We start from the raw sequence: 14,316 nt of genomic DNA, 5'->3' as shown, positions 1-14,316 counted from the left end.
CCCTCACCAGTACTTCGCCGGCACCCGCACCTCGACGGCACCACCCAACCGCGCCTGCGGGATCCTGGCCGCGACCTCCACGGCTTCGTCCAGGTCCGCCGCCTCGACCAGCATGAACCCGCCGACTGCGCTCGTCGCGTCGAGGAACGGGCCGGCGGTGCGGACGGTCGCGCCGTCCTGGACGCGGACGGTCGTCGCGTCCTTGGGCAGGCCCAGCGGCGGCCCGCCCTCCACGTTGGACATCTTGTTGATGGCGGCCCAGCCGGTGTAGGCCGACCTCGCGTCCTCAGCGGACAGGGTCGACCACTCCGGCGTGCCCGGCAGCGGGTAGGCGCCCTGGTGGATCACGAACACGAACTGCATCACGTCCTCCTCACGGGTGCGTCCTTCGCACGCACCTATGAGCCGTGGCGCCGCCCGGATGTGACCGCGGGCAGCTCCACCGTGACGCGCAGGCCGCCGGTCTCCCGCGCCGCGAGCGTGAGGGTTCCCTCGTGCGCCTCGGCGATGCTCTTGACGATCGCCAGGCCGAGGCCGACCCCCGCGTGGTCGGTGCTGGTCCGGCGCGAGCCGCGCTGGAACGGCTCGGTGAGGGTGGCGACCAGCTGCGGGGCGAGCCGGTCCCCGGAGTTCTCGACGGTCAGCACCGCGTTCCGGCCCTGGAGGCCGGTGCTGATCTGCACGACGCCGTGCGCGGGCAGGTTGTGGACGATCGCGTTGTGCACGAGGTTCGTGGTCAGCTGCAGCAGGAGCGCGTGCGAACCCACCGCGGGGGCGGCGTCGCCGGACGTCTCCAGTGCGACGCCGTGCTTCTCGGCCAGCGGCACGAGCGTCTCGACGGCTTCCTCCGCCAGCAGGGACAGGTCGACCTGCTCGCGGGTGAAGGTGCGCTGGTCGGTGCGGCTGAGCAGGAGGAGCGCCTCGGTCAGCTCGATCGCCCTGACGTTCACGGCGCGGAGGCGCTCGTCCAGCACGGTGCTCTCGCGGCTCGGGTCGTTCCGCGCCACGTCGAGCAGGGCCTGCGTGATGGCGAGCGGGGTGCGCAGCTCGTGGGACGCGTTGGCCGCGAACCGCTGCTGGGCGGCGACGTGCGCCTCCAGCCGGGCGAGCATGGCGTCGAAGGCGTCGGCGAGCTCGCGGAACTCGTCCTTGCTGCCCTCCAGCTCGATCCGGTGCGCGAGCGACCCGTTCGCGGCCTGCCGGGTGGCGTGCGTGATGCGGCTCAGCGGAGCGAGCATGCGCCCGGCGAGGAGCCACCCGCCCACGAGCCCGAACACCAGCAGGAACACCAGCACGAGGGCCACCGCCGCACCGAAGACGCTGGGGCCGAAGTTGCTCGGGTTGAACGCGCGGGGGATGTTCTCGAGCCGGGGGACGAACGAGCTGAGCGGGAAGGACCGCGCGAGGAACACCCACGCGGCGAAGATGATCAGGAGCCAGGCGAGCATGAGGAACCCGGCGTAGCTCAGGGTGAGCTTCAGCCGGACGCTCATGCCGGGACGCCGCTCCACGAGCCGCTCACGCCCCGTCGATGCGGTAGCCGACCCCGGGCACCGTCGCGATCAGCCAGGGCTCGCCGAGCCGCTTGCGCAGCGCCGAGACCGTGATCCGCACGGCGTTGGTGAACGGGTCGGCGTTCTCGTCCCACGCCCGTTCGAGCAGGTCCTCCGCGCTGACGACGCCGCCTTCCGCCGCGACGAGCACCTCCAGCACCGCGAACTGCTTCCTGGTCAGTGCCACGTAGCGACCGTCGCGGTAGACCTCGCGGCGGAACGGGTCGAGGCGCAGGCCGCCGATCTCCCGCACGGGCGGCCGGTTGTGGCCCCGCCTGCGGTCGAGCGCCCGCAGCCGCAGCACCAGCTCCCCCAGCTCGAACGGCTTGGTGAGGTAGTCGTCGGCGCCGAGCCCGAACCCGGACGCCTTGTCGTCGAGCCGGTCGGCGGCGGTCAGCATCAGGATCGGCATGCCGCTGCCGGACGCGACGATGCGCTCGGCCACCTCGTCACCGGACGGCCCCGGGATGTCGCGGTCGAGCACCGCGATGTCGTAGGAGTTGACGGAGAGCATCTCGAGCGCGGTGTCGCCGTCACCGGCGATGTCGGCGGCGATCGCCTGCAGGCGCAGCCCGTCGCGGATGGCCTCCGCCATGTACAGCTCGTCCTCGACCACCAGCACCCGCACGCCTCGATGCTACGAGCCCACGCATATCGCCGACGTATCGAGAACCGCATACGAGCTGGTAACAGCACTTTCACTCGACTGGGAGCATGAACCAGCGAACGCGGGCGCACACCGGCCCGTCGAGCCTCCTCGCCATGGCCGTGGTCATCGCCGCGATCATCGGTGCCGTCGGCTACCGGTCGGTCCCGACGACCTTCGCGTCCGCCGACGTCCGCGCGCCGGAGGCCGGCGAGGCGCTCGGCACCGCCGACGGCGCCGTCCCGGTCGGTGTCACCGTCTTCGACGACGAGCTCCCGGCCGTCGTCAACCTCGACCCCGACCTGCTCGCCGCGCTCCGCCGGGCGGCGACCCGGGCGGCCCGTGAGGGCGTCACGCTCTCCGTCAACAGCGGGTGGCGCTCGCGCGCCTACCAGGCGCAGCTGCTCCGCGAGGCCGTCGAGAAGTACGGGTCGGAGGAGGAGGCCGCCCGCTGGGTCGCGACGCCCGACACGTCCCCGCACGTGTCGGGGCACGCCGTCGACATCGGCCGCCCCGCCGCGGCGGCGTGGCTCGCCGAGCACGGCGCCGCCTACGGTCTGTGCCGGATCTACGCCAACGAGCCGTGGCACTTCGAGCTGCGGCCCGACGCCGTCGAGCACGGCTGCCCGCCCCTGTACCCCGACCCGACGCACGATCCGAGGATGCGGTGACCACCACACTCATGGCCGCCGGCGCGCGCAACCTGACCAAGACCTACGGCAGCGGCGACGCCGCGGTGCACGCCCTGCGCGGGGTGGACCTCGACCTGCCGAGCGGCCGGTTCACCGCGATCATGGGCCCGAGCGGCTCCGGCAAGTCGACGTTGATGCACTGCCTGGCCGGTCTCGACCAGGCCAGCAGCGGCACCGTCACCGTGGGCGGGACGGACCTCGCCGCGCTCGACGACGACGCACTGACCGTCTTCCGCCGCGAGCACGTCGGGTTCGTCTTCCAGGCGTTCAACCTGCTGCCGATGCTCACCGCGTGGCAGAACATCCTGCTCCCGCTCGAGCTGGGCGGCCGCATCGACGACGCGACGCGGGAACGCGCACGCGCCATCGCCGACACCCTCGGCGTCGCCGACCGGCTCGGCCACCGCCCCGCGGAGCTGTCCGGCGGCCAGCAGCAGCGCGTCGCGATCGCCCGCGCCCTGGTCATGCAGCCCGACCTGCTGTTCGCCGACGAGCCCACCGGCAACCTCGACAGCACCACCTCCGCCGAGGTGCTGGACCACCTGCGCCGCTCGGCGCGCGAGCTCGGCCAGACCGTCGTGATGGTCACCCACGACCGCGACGCGGCGACGTACGCCGACCACGTCGTCACCATGCAGGACGGGCGGATCGTCTGATGCGCAGCGTCTTCCGCGCGTCGCTGCGCACCCACACCCGCCGCTACGTCGCCGCCGCCGTCGCCGTGCTCGTCTCCGTCGCGTTCGTGGTCGTGATCGGGGTGCTCACCGACGGGGCGCGGGCCGGGTTCATGGCCGGCTCGGGGGCGCCGTACCGGGGCGCCGACCACGTGGTCGACGTGGACGCCGACGCGCCGGTGCGTGGCCCGGCGTGCTGCCCCGACACCTTGAACGTGGCGGACGCGATCGCGCTCATCAACCGGCTCGGCGACAACGCGTCCGGGCTCGGCCGGGTCGACCTGCCGGCGCAGCGGGCGGACGGCACCCCGATGGGTTCGGGCGAGTTCGCAGGCCGGACCACGATCGGCCCGATCGCCGCGTCACCCGAGCTGCGCTGGCAGACGCTCTACGCGGGCCGCTTCCCCGACCGCACGGGCGAGGTGGTGATGCACGTCTGGGACGCCCAGGCGCAGAAGGTCTCGGTGGGTGACCGGATCCGGGTCGGCGCCGGCGCCGCGGCGACCGACCTGCAGGTCGTCGGGCTCGTGCGCTCCCCCACGACCTGGACCCAGGCGTCGATGTACGTCACGTGGCAGCAGTACCTGGCGTGGCGCGACCAGCCCACCTTCCACATCGGCAGCATCTCGGTGCGCGGGGACGTCGGCCCGGTCACCGTGGGCATGCGGGTCTGGTCGGCCGACGACTACGTCCGCGAGGGCCTGGCCGGGCTCAACAACGACACCGACATGATCACGCTGCTGCTGCTCCTCTTCGCCGGCGTCGCGCTCGTGGTCTCGCTCCTCGTCGTCGCGAACACGTTCTCCATCCTGTTCGCGCAGCGCCTGCGCGACTTCGCGCTGCTGCGCTGCGTCGGCGCCACCCGCAAGCAGGTGCTGGGCTCGGTGCGGAAGGAGGCGGCCACCGTCGGCGTGCTCGCGTCGCTGGTCGGCGCGTTGATCGGGGTCGGGCTGGGCTACGGCCTGCTGCCCCTGATCAACTCCGTCGCGCCCAGCACCCCGATGGCCGCGCCCGCGCTGCCGGTGCCGTGGTTGCTGGGCGGGTTCGCCGTCGGCCTGCTCGTCACGATGATCGCGTCGTGGTTGCCGACCCGGCAGGTGGTCGCGGTGCGCCCGCTGGCCGCGCTGCGCCCGCAGGCCGGGGTGGACACGCGCTCCGCCACCGGCCGGGCGCGGCTGGCGCTCGCCGCGGTCCTGCTCGTCGCCGGCCTGGCCCTGCTCGCCGTGGCGGTGCTCCGGCACAGCACGGCGATCATGGTGGCCGGCGGGGCCGCGCTGTTCGCCGGCGTGCTCCTGGTCGGCCCGGTGCTCGTCCCGCGCATGATCATGATCGGGGGTGCGCTGCTCGGCCCGTCCGCACGGCTCGCGACGCAGAACGCGGTGCGCAACCGGCGCCGGACCGCCACCACCACGGCCGGCCTGCTGATCGGCGTCACCCTGACGACCGCGGTGCTCACCGGGATGGCGACCTGGCGGGCCGGCATCGACGAGGTGAACGCCCGGCACCACCCCATCGACGCCGCGCTCACGTCGCTCGACGAGCCCGTCACCACCGACCTGCTCGACCAGGTGCGGAACACCCCGGGCGTCGCGGCGGCGGTGGCGGTGACCGGCACCGTCGGACGGATCTCCGGGTTCGACACGCCGCTGCCGGTCCTCAGCGCGTCGAACGCAGCGGAGGTGGCCCGCGACGGCGGCGGCTTCGCCGACGTGGAGCCCGGGACCGTCCGCATCGACCTCGACGCGTTCGTGCGCCCGAACCTGCATCCCGGGGACCAGCTGACGGTGCGCGTCGGCGACCGCGAGGTGCAGCTCCGGCTCGTCGCCCTCTCCGGCTGGGGCAAGGCAGCGCTCGTCGCGCCGGAGACGATGGCCCAGCTCACCGACACCCCCGAGCCACGGGTCGTGTGGGTCCGCGCGGCCCCGACCGCCGACCCGCTCCCCCTCGTCGCGACGCTCTCCGGGCTGGCCGACGCGGCCGGCGCGACCGTCGAGGACCAGCTGCAGGCCCAGGTCGGGGCGAACCGGGAACGGGACATCATCGCCTGGTCGGTGCTGGGCCTGCTCGGGATCTCCGTCGCGATCGCCGTGGTCGGGATCGCCAACACGCTGGGCCTGTCCGTCCTCGAACGGGCCCGCGAGCACGCCGTGCTGCGCGCGCTCGGGCTCACCCGCAGGGGGCTGCGGCGGATGCTGGCGACCGAGGCGCTGCTGCTGGCCGGGGTCGCCGCCGTCCTCGGCACCGTCATCGGGGTCGGGTTCGCCTGGATCGGCTTCGAGACGTTCGTGAAGCGGGCCCTCACCCGCGCCACCATGGTCGTCCCGTGGCCGGAGCTCGGCGCCGTCGTCCTCGTGGCCGTGCTGGCCGGCCTGCTCGCCGCGGTGCTCCCCGCCCGCCGGGCCGCGCAGGTGCCGCCGGCTGCGGGGCTGACGCTCGACTGACCCAGCCCCCGCCGGCACCCGCGACGAGAACGACGTTGCCGCGAGCTGAATCGATTCGATCTCACGACAAGGTCGTTCTCGTCGCGCGCCCGGCGAACTGCGGACCCGGCCGGGCTGCGCCACGATGCCGTGATGGCCAAGTACGCAGTCAACGAGGCAGGCGTCCGGCACGCGCGCGAGCTCATCGACGCCCGCCGGTACGTGCTGCGCAGCAGCTGGGGCGACGTCCAGCCCAGCGCCGCGGACGGCACCCGCTACCTGAAGACGCACAGCTGGGAGGAGTACGCCGCCTGGCACCTCGGTCTCACCGAGGGTGCGGCCGACGAGACCAAGCGCCGCTACGCGTTCGTGTTCGGCGACTTCCGGCGCATCCACCGCATGGGGATCATCTCCTGCCACTACCGGGCGGCGGAGTGGGGCCACAAGGACGTCGAGCTGGCCGCGCACGAGCTGCTGCAGTACCTGGACGACTCCCGCCGTTGAGCGTCCGCCAGCAGAGGTAGAACCACAGCGCGGTCCCGGGCGCCCCGGCCAGCGTCGCCGCGGCGAGGCCGAGGGCCACCACCTGATCCGCCAGGTAGAGCGGCACCAGCACCGCGACGGCGAGGACGCTCTTCGCCACGAACATCGCCGAGCACAGCTGGTAGCGGCGCCGCAGCGCGCGATCCCGCCGCCAGTCGGTGCCCGCGCCCACCACGACGCCGACGATCGGCCACCCCACCAGCATCGACCCCAGGAACACCGCGCCCCCGCCGAGCTGCATCAGAACGGTCGAGAGGTAGAAGTCGACGGCGTTCCCGGTCGTGCTGGCGAAGAGCGCCGACCCGCCCACGACGACCAGCCCGACCGCCGACTGCCAGAACCGGCCGCCGGTCACCGCCCGCAGGAGCGCGAGCACCACGACCCCGCCCACCGCCACCAGTGCGGCCACCACCACCTCGCCGGTCAGCAGGTAGGCGACGAGGAACACCAGCCGCGACGCGACGCCGTCGGCGACCGTCCGCCATCCGCCGACGGCCTCGAACAGCGACCACGTCCGCCGCGTGAGCACGGCCAGGCTCATGCGCCCGCGCTCGCGAGATCGGTGCGTCCGTCGGCGACGACCGCGTCCCGCAGCCGGCACGCGTCCTGCAGCGCGAGATTCGCGCCGAAGCCCGGCCCGACGCGCACGGCGTCACCGAGGATCGTGACCGGGCCGGCCGGCAGCGCCGGCATGCCCTGGATCGCCCCGATCCGCAGCGCGACCGTGCGCTCGGGCCAGGCGTTCTCGACGATCGACTGCAGCGTCGGATGCAGGTCGGCGGCGAGCCGGCCGGGCAGCGCCCACATCACGTAGTCCTCGGCGTCGTCGACGACCCGGCTGCGCAGAGCGGGCAGCCACCGGTCGCGCGCGGCGGCCGGTGGCTCGGCGAACCGCAGGACGCTGCACACCATCGTCGTGTCGCCCACCCGCATCGTCGCGGGGTCGTCGCCGATCAGCTCCGGCAACCCTGCCGCCGTCCGCAGTGGGGTCGCCCCCATGAGCATGCGCCGGCCCGTGTCCACGACCCGGACGTGCGGCAGGAGCTGCTTGCGCACCGTCGAGCCGACGCCGTCCGCGCCCACCAGCAGGTCCGCCGTCTCCACGGAGCCGTCGGCGAACCGCGCCCGTACGCCCGCGCCGGCCGGCTCGTAGCCGGTGAACGTGACCCCGAAGCGCACCACGTCCTCCAGCCCGGTGAGCAGCACCGCGCGCAGCAGCGGCCGATCGGCCATCCGGCCCGGCCGGACCGGACCGCCCGGCCCGTCCACCCGTTGCGGCGGACCCGCGGTGAGGTCGCCGTCGACGTCCGACAGCGACCGGGTGCCCGCGCGCAGACCGCCCAGGGTCGCCTCGACCATCCGCAGGTGCGCGGGCGGCAGGCACGCGCGCAACGCCGTTCGCCCCCGCTCGTCGAGGTGCAGGCTCACGCCCTGCGGGCGCGCGTCGGCCGCGTCCCGCTCGACCACCACGACCGCGATGCCTGCCTGCCGCAACCCCTGGGCCAGCGCCAACCCGCCCAGTCCGGCGCCGATCACGATCACCCGCACGGTTCCACCCTTTTCTTCACCGGTTGATGAAGTTCACCGTACCCGCAAACTTCATCGCATGATGAAGAAACGCGCGGCTAGACTCCGCGAGCCATGGCAGAACACGGTCGCCCCGGACGCTGGCGATCCGGCGCGGAGAGCAGGCAGCGGATCCTCGAGACCGCGCGCAGGCTGTTCCGCCAGCACGGCTACGCCGGCACCACCGTCCGCGCCGTCGCCACGGAGGCGGGCGTCGACCCGTCGATGGTCTTCTACTTCTTCCGCACCAAGCAGGGCCTGTTCGCGGCGGCCATCGAGCTGGCCCCGGCCGTCCCCGAGGGCATCGAGGCGATCTTCGCGGCCGGGCTCGACGGGCTCGGCGAACGCGTCGTGCGGGTGCTGCTCGACAACATGGACCGGTCCGACCGCGCACCGCTGGCGATGCTCGCCCGGTCGGCGCCCACGCACGACGAGTCCGAGGCGCTGCTGCGCGAGTTCATCGACCGCGAGATCAGCGACCGGCTGACGGCCATGCTCGACACCCCCGACGCCGCCCTGCGGGCCGGCATGGTCAACGCGCAGATCCTGGGCCTGACCATGGCCCGCTACGTCGTGCGCATCGAACCGATCGCATCCGCCCCCACCGACGAGCTGGTCACCCGGTTCGGCCGGCTCGTGCAGTACTGCCTCACGGGCTAGAGCGGCCGGATCAGGTCGATGTCGGCCGCCTCGTCGGCGTCGTAGGACTCGACGTCGAGGAACGCCCGCACGCACTCCACGGCCACGTCCGGCGCGAGGCGCTTCAGGCTCAGCCCGAGCACGTTCGCGTCGTTCCAGCGGCGCGCGTTCGCCGCGATCCACGGCTCCCACGCGAGCGCGGCCCGCACCCCCACCACCTTGTTCGCGGCGATCGTCGTGCCCGTTCCCGTCCAGCACATGACGACGCCGAAGTCCGCGTCACCGCCGGCGACGGCCTCCCCGACGGCCCGCGCGAACTCCGGCCAGCGGGAGGCGGGCTGCACCGCCACCTCGGCGACGGACCGCAGGTGCTCCAGCACCGCCTGCACGCACTCGTTGTCGTCGTCGGCTCCGAACGCGATGCGCACTGGCGTCTCCCGTGTCGCGGCTTCGTCCCTCGCAACCCTTCCACGCGGCGGAGCAGCTCGGGGCGATGGGTCAGGAGGTGGCGGGGACGAGTTCGTCGACGAGTGCGCGGACGCGGCGCTCGATCTCGTCGCGGATCGGACGGACCGCGGCGACGTCGAGCCCGTTCGGGTCGTCGAGGACCCACTCCTCGTAGCGACGGCCGGGGTACACGGGGCAGGCGTCGCCGCAACCCATCGTGATCACGACGTCGGCGGCGCGGACGACCTCGTCGGTCCAGCGCTTCGGGTACGCGCCGCTGATGTCGATGCCGCGCTCGGCCATGGCCGCGACGGCGGCCGGGTTGACCGACGCGCCGGGATCGGACCCGCCGGAGAAGGCGATGGCCCGTCCTGCCGCGATGTGGTCGAAGAACCCGAGTGCCATCTGGGACCGACCGGCGTTGTGGGTGCACAGGAACAGGACGACCGGGGTCCCGTCGATCGCGGCGCTCATCGTGGGACGTCCTTCCGAGCTGGGGAGGTGGGGAACCAGTGTCGGCGAGCGGCCAGCGAGACGTTGACCAGGGCGACCAGGACGGGAACCTCGATCAGCGGTCCGACCACGCCGGCCAGTGCCTGGCCGGAGGCGACGCCGAAGGTGGCGACGGCGACGGCGATGGCGAGCTCGAAGTTGTTGCCGGCGGCGGTGAACGCCAGGGTGGCCGCGCGTTCGTAGCCCAGCCCGATCGCGCGGGCCAGCGCCAGGGAGCCGAACCACATGAGCGCGAAGTAGGCCAGCAGCGGCAGCGCGATGCGGGCGACGTCGAGGGGGCGGGAGGTGATGGCATGGCCCTGCAGGGCGAAGAGCACGACGATCGTGAACAGCAAGCCGTAGAGGGCGAACGGGCCGATGCGGGGGACGAACGTCTCCTCGTACCACCGGCGGCCCTTGGCCTGCTCCCCGTAGCGGCGGGTGAGGTACCCGGCGACGAGCGGGATGCCGAGGAAGATCAGCACGGATCGAGCGATCTGCCAGGCGGAGACGTCGAGGTCGGCCTGCGGGAGCCCGAACCAGGCGGGGAGCACGGACAGGTAGAACCAGCCCAGCGCGGCGAACGCGATCACCTGGAAGACCGAGTTGATCGCGACGAGCACGGCAGCGGCCTCGCGGTCACCGCAGGCGAGGTCGTTCCAGATGACGACCATGGCGATGCAGCGGGCGAGCCCGACGATGATCAGTCCGGTGCGGTACTCGGGCAGGTCCGGCAGCAGCAGCCAGGCCAGCGCGAACATCAGCGCCGGCCCGAGCACCCAGTTCAGCACCACGGAGCTGATCAGCAGCCGACGGTCACCGGTGACCGTGTCGAGCCGGTCGTAGCGGACCTTCGCCAGCACCGGATACATCATGATCAGCAGCCCGAGTGCGATCGGCAACGAGACGCCGTCGATCGCGCTCGCGTCCAGCGCGGCCCCCAGGCCGGGGACGTACCGGCCGGCGCCGAGCCCGACCGCCATGGCGGCGAGGATCCAGACGGGCAGGAACCGGTCGAGCGTGGACAGCCGCCGCACGACGGCGGCGTCGGGAGCAGCACTCACGTCGTGGCTCCGGCGGCCGGGGCGAGAACGTCGGCGAGCAGCGCGATCCGGTGGGGAACGACCTGGTAGTAGACCCAGGTCGCGCGGCGTTCGCTGGTGACCAGGCCGGCCTCGCGCAGCACCTTGAGGTGGTGGCTGATCGTGGGCTGGGACAGTTCGAACGCGCCGGCCAGGTCGCACACGCACGCCTCGCCGCCGTCGTGCGCGGCGATCAGCGACAGCAGCCGCAACCGCACCGGGTCGCCGAGCGCCTTGAACGCCACGGCCAGCTCGCCCGCCTCGCCTGCGGTGAGGGGTTCGCGGGTCCGTACCGACGAGCACAGGACCGGCAGCTGTATCGACACGCATCTATGTTGATGGATGTCGATACAGCCCTGCAAGCGAACGCCGGATGAACACGCGGTCAGCCCGTGGATCGGGTGGCGCGCACGATCGCGGACGCGGCGTGCTCGTGGACGCGGTGGGTCTCCTCGATGTCGATCTCGACGAACCCGGCGTCAGCCAGCGCGGTCTCGAACTCGGTGCGGGTCAGAGCGCCGGCGACGCATCCCGACCAGGCGTCGGGATCGGCCCGCACCGCCGGATCCAGCCCGGGATCGGCGATCACGTCGGAGACCGCGAACCGGCCCCCGGGGCGCAGCACCCGCGCCGCCTCGCGGAGCACGACGGTCTTGTCGGCGGCCAGGTTGATCACGCAGTTGGAGATCACCACGTCGACGCTGGCATCGGGCAGCGGGATCTCCTCGAGGTAGCCCTGCAGGAACTCGACGTTGTCCACGCCCGCGGTCGCGGCGTTGGCGCGGGCGAGCTCGAGCATCTCCGGGGTCATGTCCAGGCCGTAGACGCGTCCACCGGGCGCGACCCGACGGGCGGAGATCAGGACGTCGGCGCCGGCGCCGGACCCGAGGTCCAGCACGGTCTCGCCCGGCTCCAGGTCGGCGACCGCGGTCGGCACCCCGCACCCCAGCGACGCCTGGACGGCGGCGGCCGGCGCCCCCGCGGCTTCGGTGAGGTCGTAGAGCTGGGCGCCGAAGGACGCGTCGGCCGGCCCGCAACAGCTCGTCGAGCACGTCGATCCGGCGGCGATGCGGGTGGCGGAGGCGGCGTAGCGGGCGCGGACATTCTCGCGGATCTGCTCGGTCGGCCAGGGCTCGGACATCGGGTTCCTCTCGTGGACGGGTTCACGCCGTCGTGGCGACACAGCACCCGCCGGCGTCGGCCGGCGCGTCGAACACACCGGCGCCACCGCAGACCCCGGTCTCGGGCAGCACCAGCTCGACCCGCTCCGCGGCCTCCCGGTCCCCGGCCAGCGCCGCAGCGACGGAACGGACCTGCTCGTAGCCGGTCAGCGCCAGGAACGTCGGCGCGCGGCCGTAGGCCTTCATGCCGACCAGGAACACTCCCGGCTCGGGCTGGGCCAGCTCACGGGCGCCGTGCGGGTAGACGGTGCCGCAGGAATGCACGTTCGGGTCGATCAACGGGGCCAGCTCCCGCGCGGCCTGCAGCGTGGGGTCGAGGTCGAGCCGCAGCTCCGAGAGCCACGACAGGTCCGGGCGGAACCCGGTCAGCACCACCACCTCGTCGACGGGGTCGAGCCGGCGCCCGTCGAGCGACTCCAGCACCAGCCGCTCCCCCACCCGCTCCACGGCCGTCGTGCGGAACCCGGTCACGGTGGTGATGTGGCCGGCCTCGACGGCGGCGGCCGCGCGCACCCCGAGCGCCCCGCGGGCCGGGAGCTGGTCGGCGGCGCCACCCCCGAAGGTGTCACCGACCTGGCCGCGGCGCAGTAGCCAATCGACGTGCGTGCCGGGCTCGTCCTCGGCGAGCTCGGCGAACGCGACCAGCGCCGTCAGCGCGGAGTGACCGCTGCCCGCGACCGCGATCCGCGTGCCCGCGTACCGCGCCCGCACCGCCGGATCGGCGAGATCGGGGATGCGGTAGGCGATGTGCTCGGCGGCCCGCTCCCCGATCGCGCGCAGGCCGTCCGCGCCGAGCGGGTTCGGAGTCGACCACGTCCCCGACGCGTCGATCAGCCCCCGGGCCGGGATCCGCACCTCGCCGGCCGCGGTCTCGATGTGCACCGTGAGCGGCTCGGTGTCGCGCCCCGCGTCGACGATCCGGTCGCGTCCTCGCCGCGCCACGCCGATCACACGCGCGCCGTAACGGACGCGGTCGCCCAGCTCGTCCGCCAACGGCTGCAGGTAGTGCCGGGCCCACTCCCCGCCAGTGGGGTAGGACCCGGCGTCGGGGCGCTGCCAGCCGGTGGGCGCGAGCAGCTTCTCCGCGACCGGGTCCACGATCTCGGACCAGGGGGAGAACAACCGCACGCCGTGCCACTCCCGCACGCTCGCGCCGGCCACCGAACCGGCCTCGCACACCACGACCTCGATCCCGCGCTCCAGCAGGTGCGCGGCCGCGGCCAACCCCACCGGCCCGGCACCGACCACGACGACCGGCAGGTCCGACACGTCCATCCCGCACCCTCACGTTCCATCGACGCTCGTCGATACAGTTGGCGGGACTCTATCGACGGACGTCGATTGACGCAACCATCGATCTCCGTCGATAATCGCCGCATGAGCACCGGCCTGTCCGCATCCGACGTCGTCAGCGGTGCGGCGCTGCCGTTGACCGACGTCTCAGGACCCCCGACCCAGCTCGGGCCGCAGGACGCGGCGACCTACGCGGAGTGGTTCGCCTGCCTCGCCGAACCGACCCGGGTCCGGATGCTGCACGCGGTCGCCGTCGCCGGCCACCAGGTCAGCGTCGGCGAGCTGACCGCCCAGCTGGGCATCAGCCAGTCCACCTGCTCCCACCACCTGCGCAAGCTCGCCGACGTCGGGTTCGTCCACCTGCGCAAGGAAGGCACGACCACGCTCGTGTCGGTCAACCCGGCGTGCTGCACCGGTCTGCCGCACGCCGCCGACGCGGTGATGGGCATGCTCGGCCCGCGCCCCTGCTGCCCGACCGACCTGCCCGCCGACGTCACCGTGCGCCCGTTGGAGGCCGCGGACTGGGCCGACGTCCGGCGCATCTACGCCGAGGGCATCGCGACCGGCCACGCCACCTTCGAGACCGAGGTCCCCGACCGGCGCGAACTCGACCGCAAGTGGCTGACCGACCACCGCTGGGTCGCAGAGCTGGACGGCACGGTGGTCGGCTGGACGGCGCTCAGCCCGGTGTCCACCCGGCCCGTCTACGCCGGCGTCGCCGAGAGCTCGATCTACGTCGCCGACGGTGCCCGCGGCCGCGGCATCGGCACCGCCCTGATCCACAAGCAGGTCACCGCCGCCGACGCCGCCGGCCTCTGGACCCTGCAGACCGCGATCTTCCCCGAGAACCGGGCCTCCATCGCGCTGCACCGCTCCGCCGGCTACCGCACCCTCGGCCTGCGCGAACGCATCGGCCGACACCACGGCGTCTGGCGCGACACCGTCTTCCTCGAACGCCGCCGCGCCACCGACCCCGTCGATCCCGAGGACTGAGCGGCCGGGCGGAGCGGTTCGGCCTAAGCCCACAACCCTGCAGTTCGGAGTGGGGCGGGTGGGGTTCGAACCCACGACCTGACGGCTCCTAGATC

Annotated in this window: 17 protein-coding genes; 6 read left to right on the top strand and 11 right to left on the bottom strand. The window is 73.3% G+C overall.

What is annotated here, in order from left to right:
- Positions 1 to 3 precede the first annotated feature (3 nt).
- Genes ACQEVB_RS16475 through ACQEVB_RS16465 form a run of 3 tightly spaced genes read right to left on the bottom strand, consistent with a single transcriptional unit; the run spans position 4 to position 2,181 of the window.
- Positions 4 to 363: a YciI family protein gene (locus tag ACQEVB_RS16475; protein ID WP_432971585.1), complete on the bottom strand. Its 360-nt coding sequence runs from the start codon at positions 361 to 363 to the stop codon at positions 4 to 6.
- A gap of 35 nt (positions 364 to 398) precedes the next feature.
- Positions 399 to 1,511, bottom strand: a complete 1,113-nt coding sequence (locus ACQEVB_RS16470; RefSeq protein WP_432971582.1) for a sensor histidine kinase — start codon at positions 1,509 to 1,511, stop codon at positions 399 to 401.
- Between the two features lie 7 nt (positions 1,512 to 1,518).
- Entirely contained in the window at positions 1,519 to 2,181 is a 663-nt protein-coding gene (locus ACQEVB_RS16465) for a response regulator transcription factor (protein ID WP_432971579.1), read from the bottom strand.
- Positions 2,182 to 2,267: 86 nt separating this feature from the next.
- Between ACQEVB_RS16465 and ACQEVB_RS16460 the strand changes: the two genes are divergently transcribed.
- The 4 genes from ACQEVB_RS16460 to ACQEVB_RS16445 all read left to right on the top strand — a co-directional run bounded on the left by ACQEVB_RS16460 (position 2,268) and on the right by ACQEVB_RS16445 (position 6,489).
- Positions 2,268 to 2,870, top strand: coding sequence for a M15 family metallopeptidase (locus ACQEVB_RS16460; RefSeq protein WP_432971576.1), 603 nt, complete (start codon positions 2,268 to 2,270; stop codon positions 2,868 to 2,870).
- Positions 2,871 to 2,881: 11 nt separating this feature from the next.
- Complete coding sequence (locus tag ACQEVB_RS16455) at positions 2,882 to 3,547, top strand: ABC transporter ATP-binding protein (protein ID WP_432980397.1); 666 nt, start codon at positions 2,882 to 2,884, stop codon at positions 3,545 to 3,547.
- Positions 3,547 to 6,006 (top strand): ABC transporter permease, encoded by a 2,460-nt coding sequence (locus ACQEVB_RS16450; RefSeq protein WP_432971573.1) that lies wholly within the window; start codon positions 3,547 to 3,549, stop codon positions 6,004 to 6,006. Before ACQEVB_RS16455 ends, ACQEVB_RS16450 begins: the two co-directional genes overlap by 1 nt.
- A gap of 132 nt (positions 6,007 to 6,138) precedes the next feature.
- Positions 6,139 to 6,489: a hypothetical protein gene (locus ACQEVB_RS16445; protein WP_432971570.1), complete on the top strand. Its 351-nt coding sequence runs from the start codon at positions 6,139 to 6,141 to the stop codon at positions 6,487 to 6,489.
- On the opposite strand, the gene ACQEVB_RS16440 is transcribed toward ACQEVB_RS16445, so the two are convergent.
- A complete protein-coding gene (locus tag ACQEVB_RS16440; RefSeq protein WP_432971567.1) occupies positions 6,392 to 7,069 on the bottom strand; it encodes a DUF3159 domain-containing protein in 678 nt (225 codons plus the stop codon). The two genes, ACQEVB_RS16445 and ACQEVB_RS16440, sit on opposite strands and share 98 nt — an antisense overlap.
- Positions 7,066 to 8,076 (bottom strand): FAD-dependent oxidoreductase, encoded by a 1,011-nt coding sequence (locus ACQEVB_RS16435; protein ID WP_432971564.1) that lies wholly within the window; start codon positions 8,074 to 8,076, stop codon positions 7,066 to 7,068. Before ACQEVB_RS16435 ends, ACQEVB_RS16440 begins: the two co-directional genes overlap by 4 nt.
- A 93-nt stretch (positions 8,077 to 8,169) precedes the next feature.
- Here ACQEVB_RS16435 and ACQEVB_RS16430 point away from each other — a divergent pair, with 93 nt between their 5' ends.
- Positions 8,170 to 8,754, top strand: coding sequence for a TetR family transcriptional regulator (locus tag ACQEVB_RS16430; RefSeq protein WP_432971561.1), 585 nt, complete (start codon positions 8,170 to 8,172; stop codon positions 8,752 to 8,754).
- Here the strand turns inward: ACQEVB_RS16430 and ACQEVB_RS16425 are convergent.
- The 6 genes from ACQEVB_RS16425 to ACQEVB_RS16400 all read right to left on the bottom strand — a co-directional run bounded on the left by ACQEVB_RS16425 (position 8,751) and on the right by ACQEVB_RS16400 (position 13,204).
- A complete protein-coding gene (locus tag ACQEVB_RS16425) occupies positions 8,751 to 9,161 on the bottom strand; it encodes an RpiB/LacA/LacB family sugar-phosphate isomerase (RefSeq protein ID WP_432971558.1) in 411 nt (136 codons plus the stop codon). The two genes, ACQEVB_RS16430 and ACQEVB_RS16425, sit on opposite strands and share 4 nt — an antisense overlap.
- Positions 9,162 to 9,231: 70 nt before the next feature.
- Positions 9,232 to 9,654 carry an arsenate reductase ArsC gene (locus ACQEVB_RS16420; RefSeq protein WP_432971555.1) on the bottom strand — a complete coding sequence of 141 codons (423 nt, stop codon included), beginning with the start codon at positions 9,652 to 9,654 and terminating at the stop codon, positions 9,232 to 9,234.
- On the bottom strand, positions 9,651 to 10,736 hold the full coding sequence (gene arsB, locus ACQEVB_RS16415) for an ACR3 family arsenite efflux transporter (protein WP_432971552.1): 1,086 nt from the start codon (positions 10,734 to 10,736) through the stop codon (positions 9,651 to 9,653). Before arsB ends, ACQEVB_RS16420 begins: the two co-directional genes overlap by 4 nt.
- Positions 10,733 to 11,080: an ArsR/SmtB family transcription factor gene (locus ACQEVB_RS16410; protein ID WP_432971549.1), complete on the bottom strand. Its 348-nt coding sequence runs from the start codon at positions 11,078 to 11,080 to the stop codon at positions 10,733 to 10,735. Before ACQEVB_RS16410 ends, arsB begins: the two co-directional genes overlap by 4 nt.
- A gap of 59 nt (positions 11,081 to 11,139) precedes the next feature.
- On the bottom strand, positions 11,140 to 11,895 hold the full coding sequence (gene arsM, locus ACQEVB_RS16405; protein ID WP_432971546.1) for an arsenite methyltransferase: 756 nt from the start codon (positions 11,893 to 11,895) through the stop codon (positions 11,140 to 11,142).
- 22 nt (positions 11,896 to 11,917) lie between these two features.
- On the bottom strand, positions 11,918 to 13,204 hold the full coding sequence (locus tag ACQEVB_RS16400; RefSeq protein ID WP_432980394.1) for an FAD-dependent oxidoreductase: 1,287 nt from the start codon (positions 13,202 to 13,204) through the stop codon (positions 11,918 to 11,920).
- 108 nt (positions 13,205 to 13,312) lie between these two features.
- Between ACQEVB_RS16400 and ACQEVB_RS16395 the strand changes: the two genes are divergently transcribed.
- On the top strand, positions 13,313 to 14,221 hold the full coding sequence (locus ACQEVB_RS16395) for a helix-turn-helix domain-containing GNAT family N-acetyltransferase (protein WP_432971543.1): 909 nt from the start codon (positions 13,313 to 13,315) through the stop codon (positions 14,219 to 14,221).
- Positions 14,222 to 14,316 lie beyond the last annotated feature (95 nt).

Origin of the sequence: Pseudonocardia sp. CA-107938 (assembly GCF_050936315.1) — a bacterium.
Lineage (GTDB): Bacteria > Actinomycetota > Actinomycetes > Mycobacteriales > Pseudonocardiaceae > Pseudonocardia.
Note: the sequence above shows the minus strand (reverse complement) of the source record. Positions and strands in the feature narration are given on the sequence as shown.

What these genes read in the sequence shown, in the direction of transcription:
- ACQEVB_RS16460 (WP_432971576.1), top strand. Translation starts at nt 2,268, where the DNA reads ATGAACCAGCGAACGCGGGCGCACACCGGCCCGTCGAGCCTCCTCGCC.
- ACQEVB_RS16450 (WP_432971573.1), top strand. Translation starts at nt 3,547, where the DNA reads ATGCGCAGCGTCTTCCGCGCGTCGCTGCGCACCCACACCCGCCGCTAC.
- ACQEVB_RS16440 (WP_432971567.1), bottom strand. Translation starts at nt 7,069, where the DNA reads ATGAGCCTGGCCGTGCTCACGCGGCGGACGTGGTCGCTGTTCGAGGCC.
- arsM (WP_432971546.1), bottom strand. Translation starts at nt 11,895, where the DNA reads ATGTCCGAGCCCTGGCCGACCGAGCAGATCCGCGAGAATGTCCGCGCC.
- ACQEVB_RS16475 (WP_432971585.1), bottom strand. Translation starts at nt 363, where the DNA reads ATGCAGTTCGTGTTCGTGATCCACCAGGGCGCCTACCCGCTGCCGGGC.
- ACQEVB_RS16430 (WP_432971561.1), top strand. Translation starts at nt 8,170, where the DNA reads ATGGCAGAACACGGTCGCCCCGGACGCTGGCGATCCGGCGCGGAGAGC.
- ACQEVB_RS16395 (WP_432971543.1), top strand. Translation starts at nt 13,313, where the DNA reads ATGAGCACCGGCCTGTCCGCATCCGACGTCGTCAGCGGTGCGGCGCTG.
- ACQEVB_RS16445 (WP_432971570.1), top strand. Translation starts at nt 6,139, where the DNA reads ATGGCCAAGTACGCAGTCAACGAGGCAGGCGTCCGGCACGCGCGCGAG.
- ACQEVB_RS16420 (WP_432971555.1), bottom strand. Translation starts at nt 9,654, where the DNA reads ATGAGCGCCGCGATCGACGGGACCCCGGTCGTCCTGTTCCTGTGCACC.
- ACQEVB_RS16455 (WP_432980397.1), top strand. Translation starts at nt 2,882, where the DNA reads ATGGCCGCCGGCGCGCGCAACCTGACCAAGACCTACGGCAGCGGCGAC.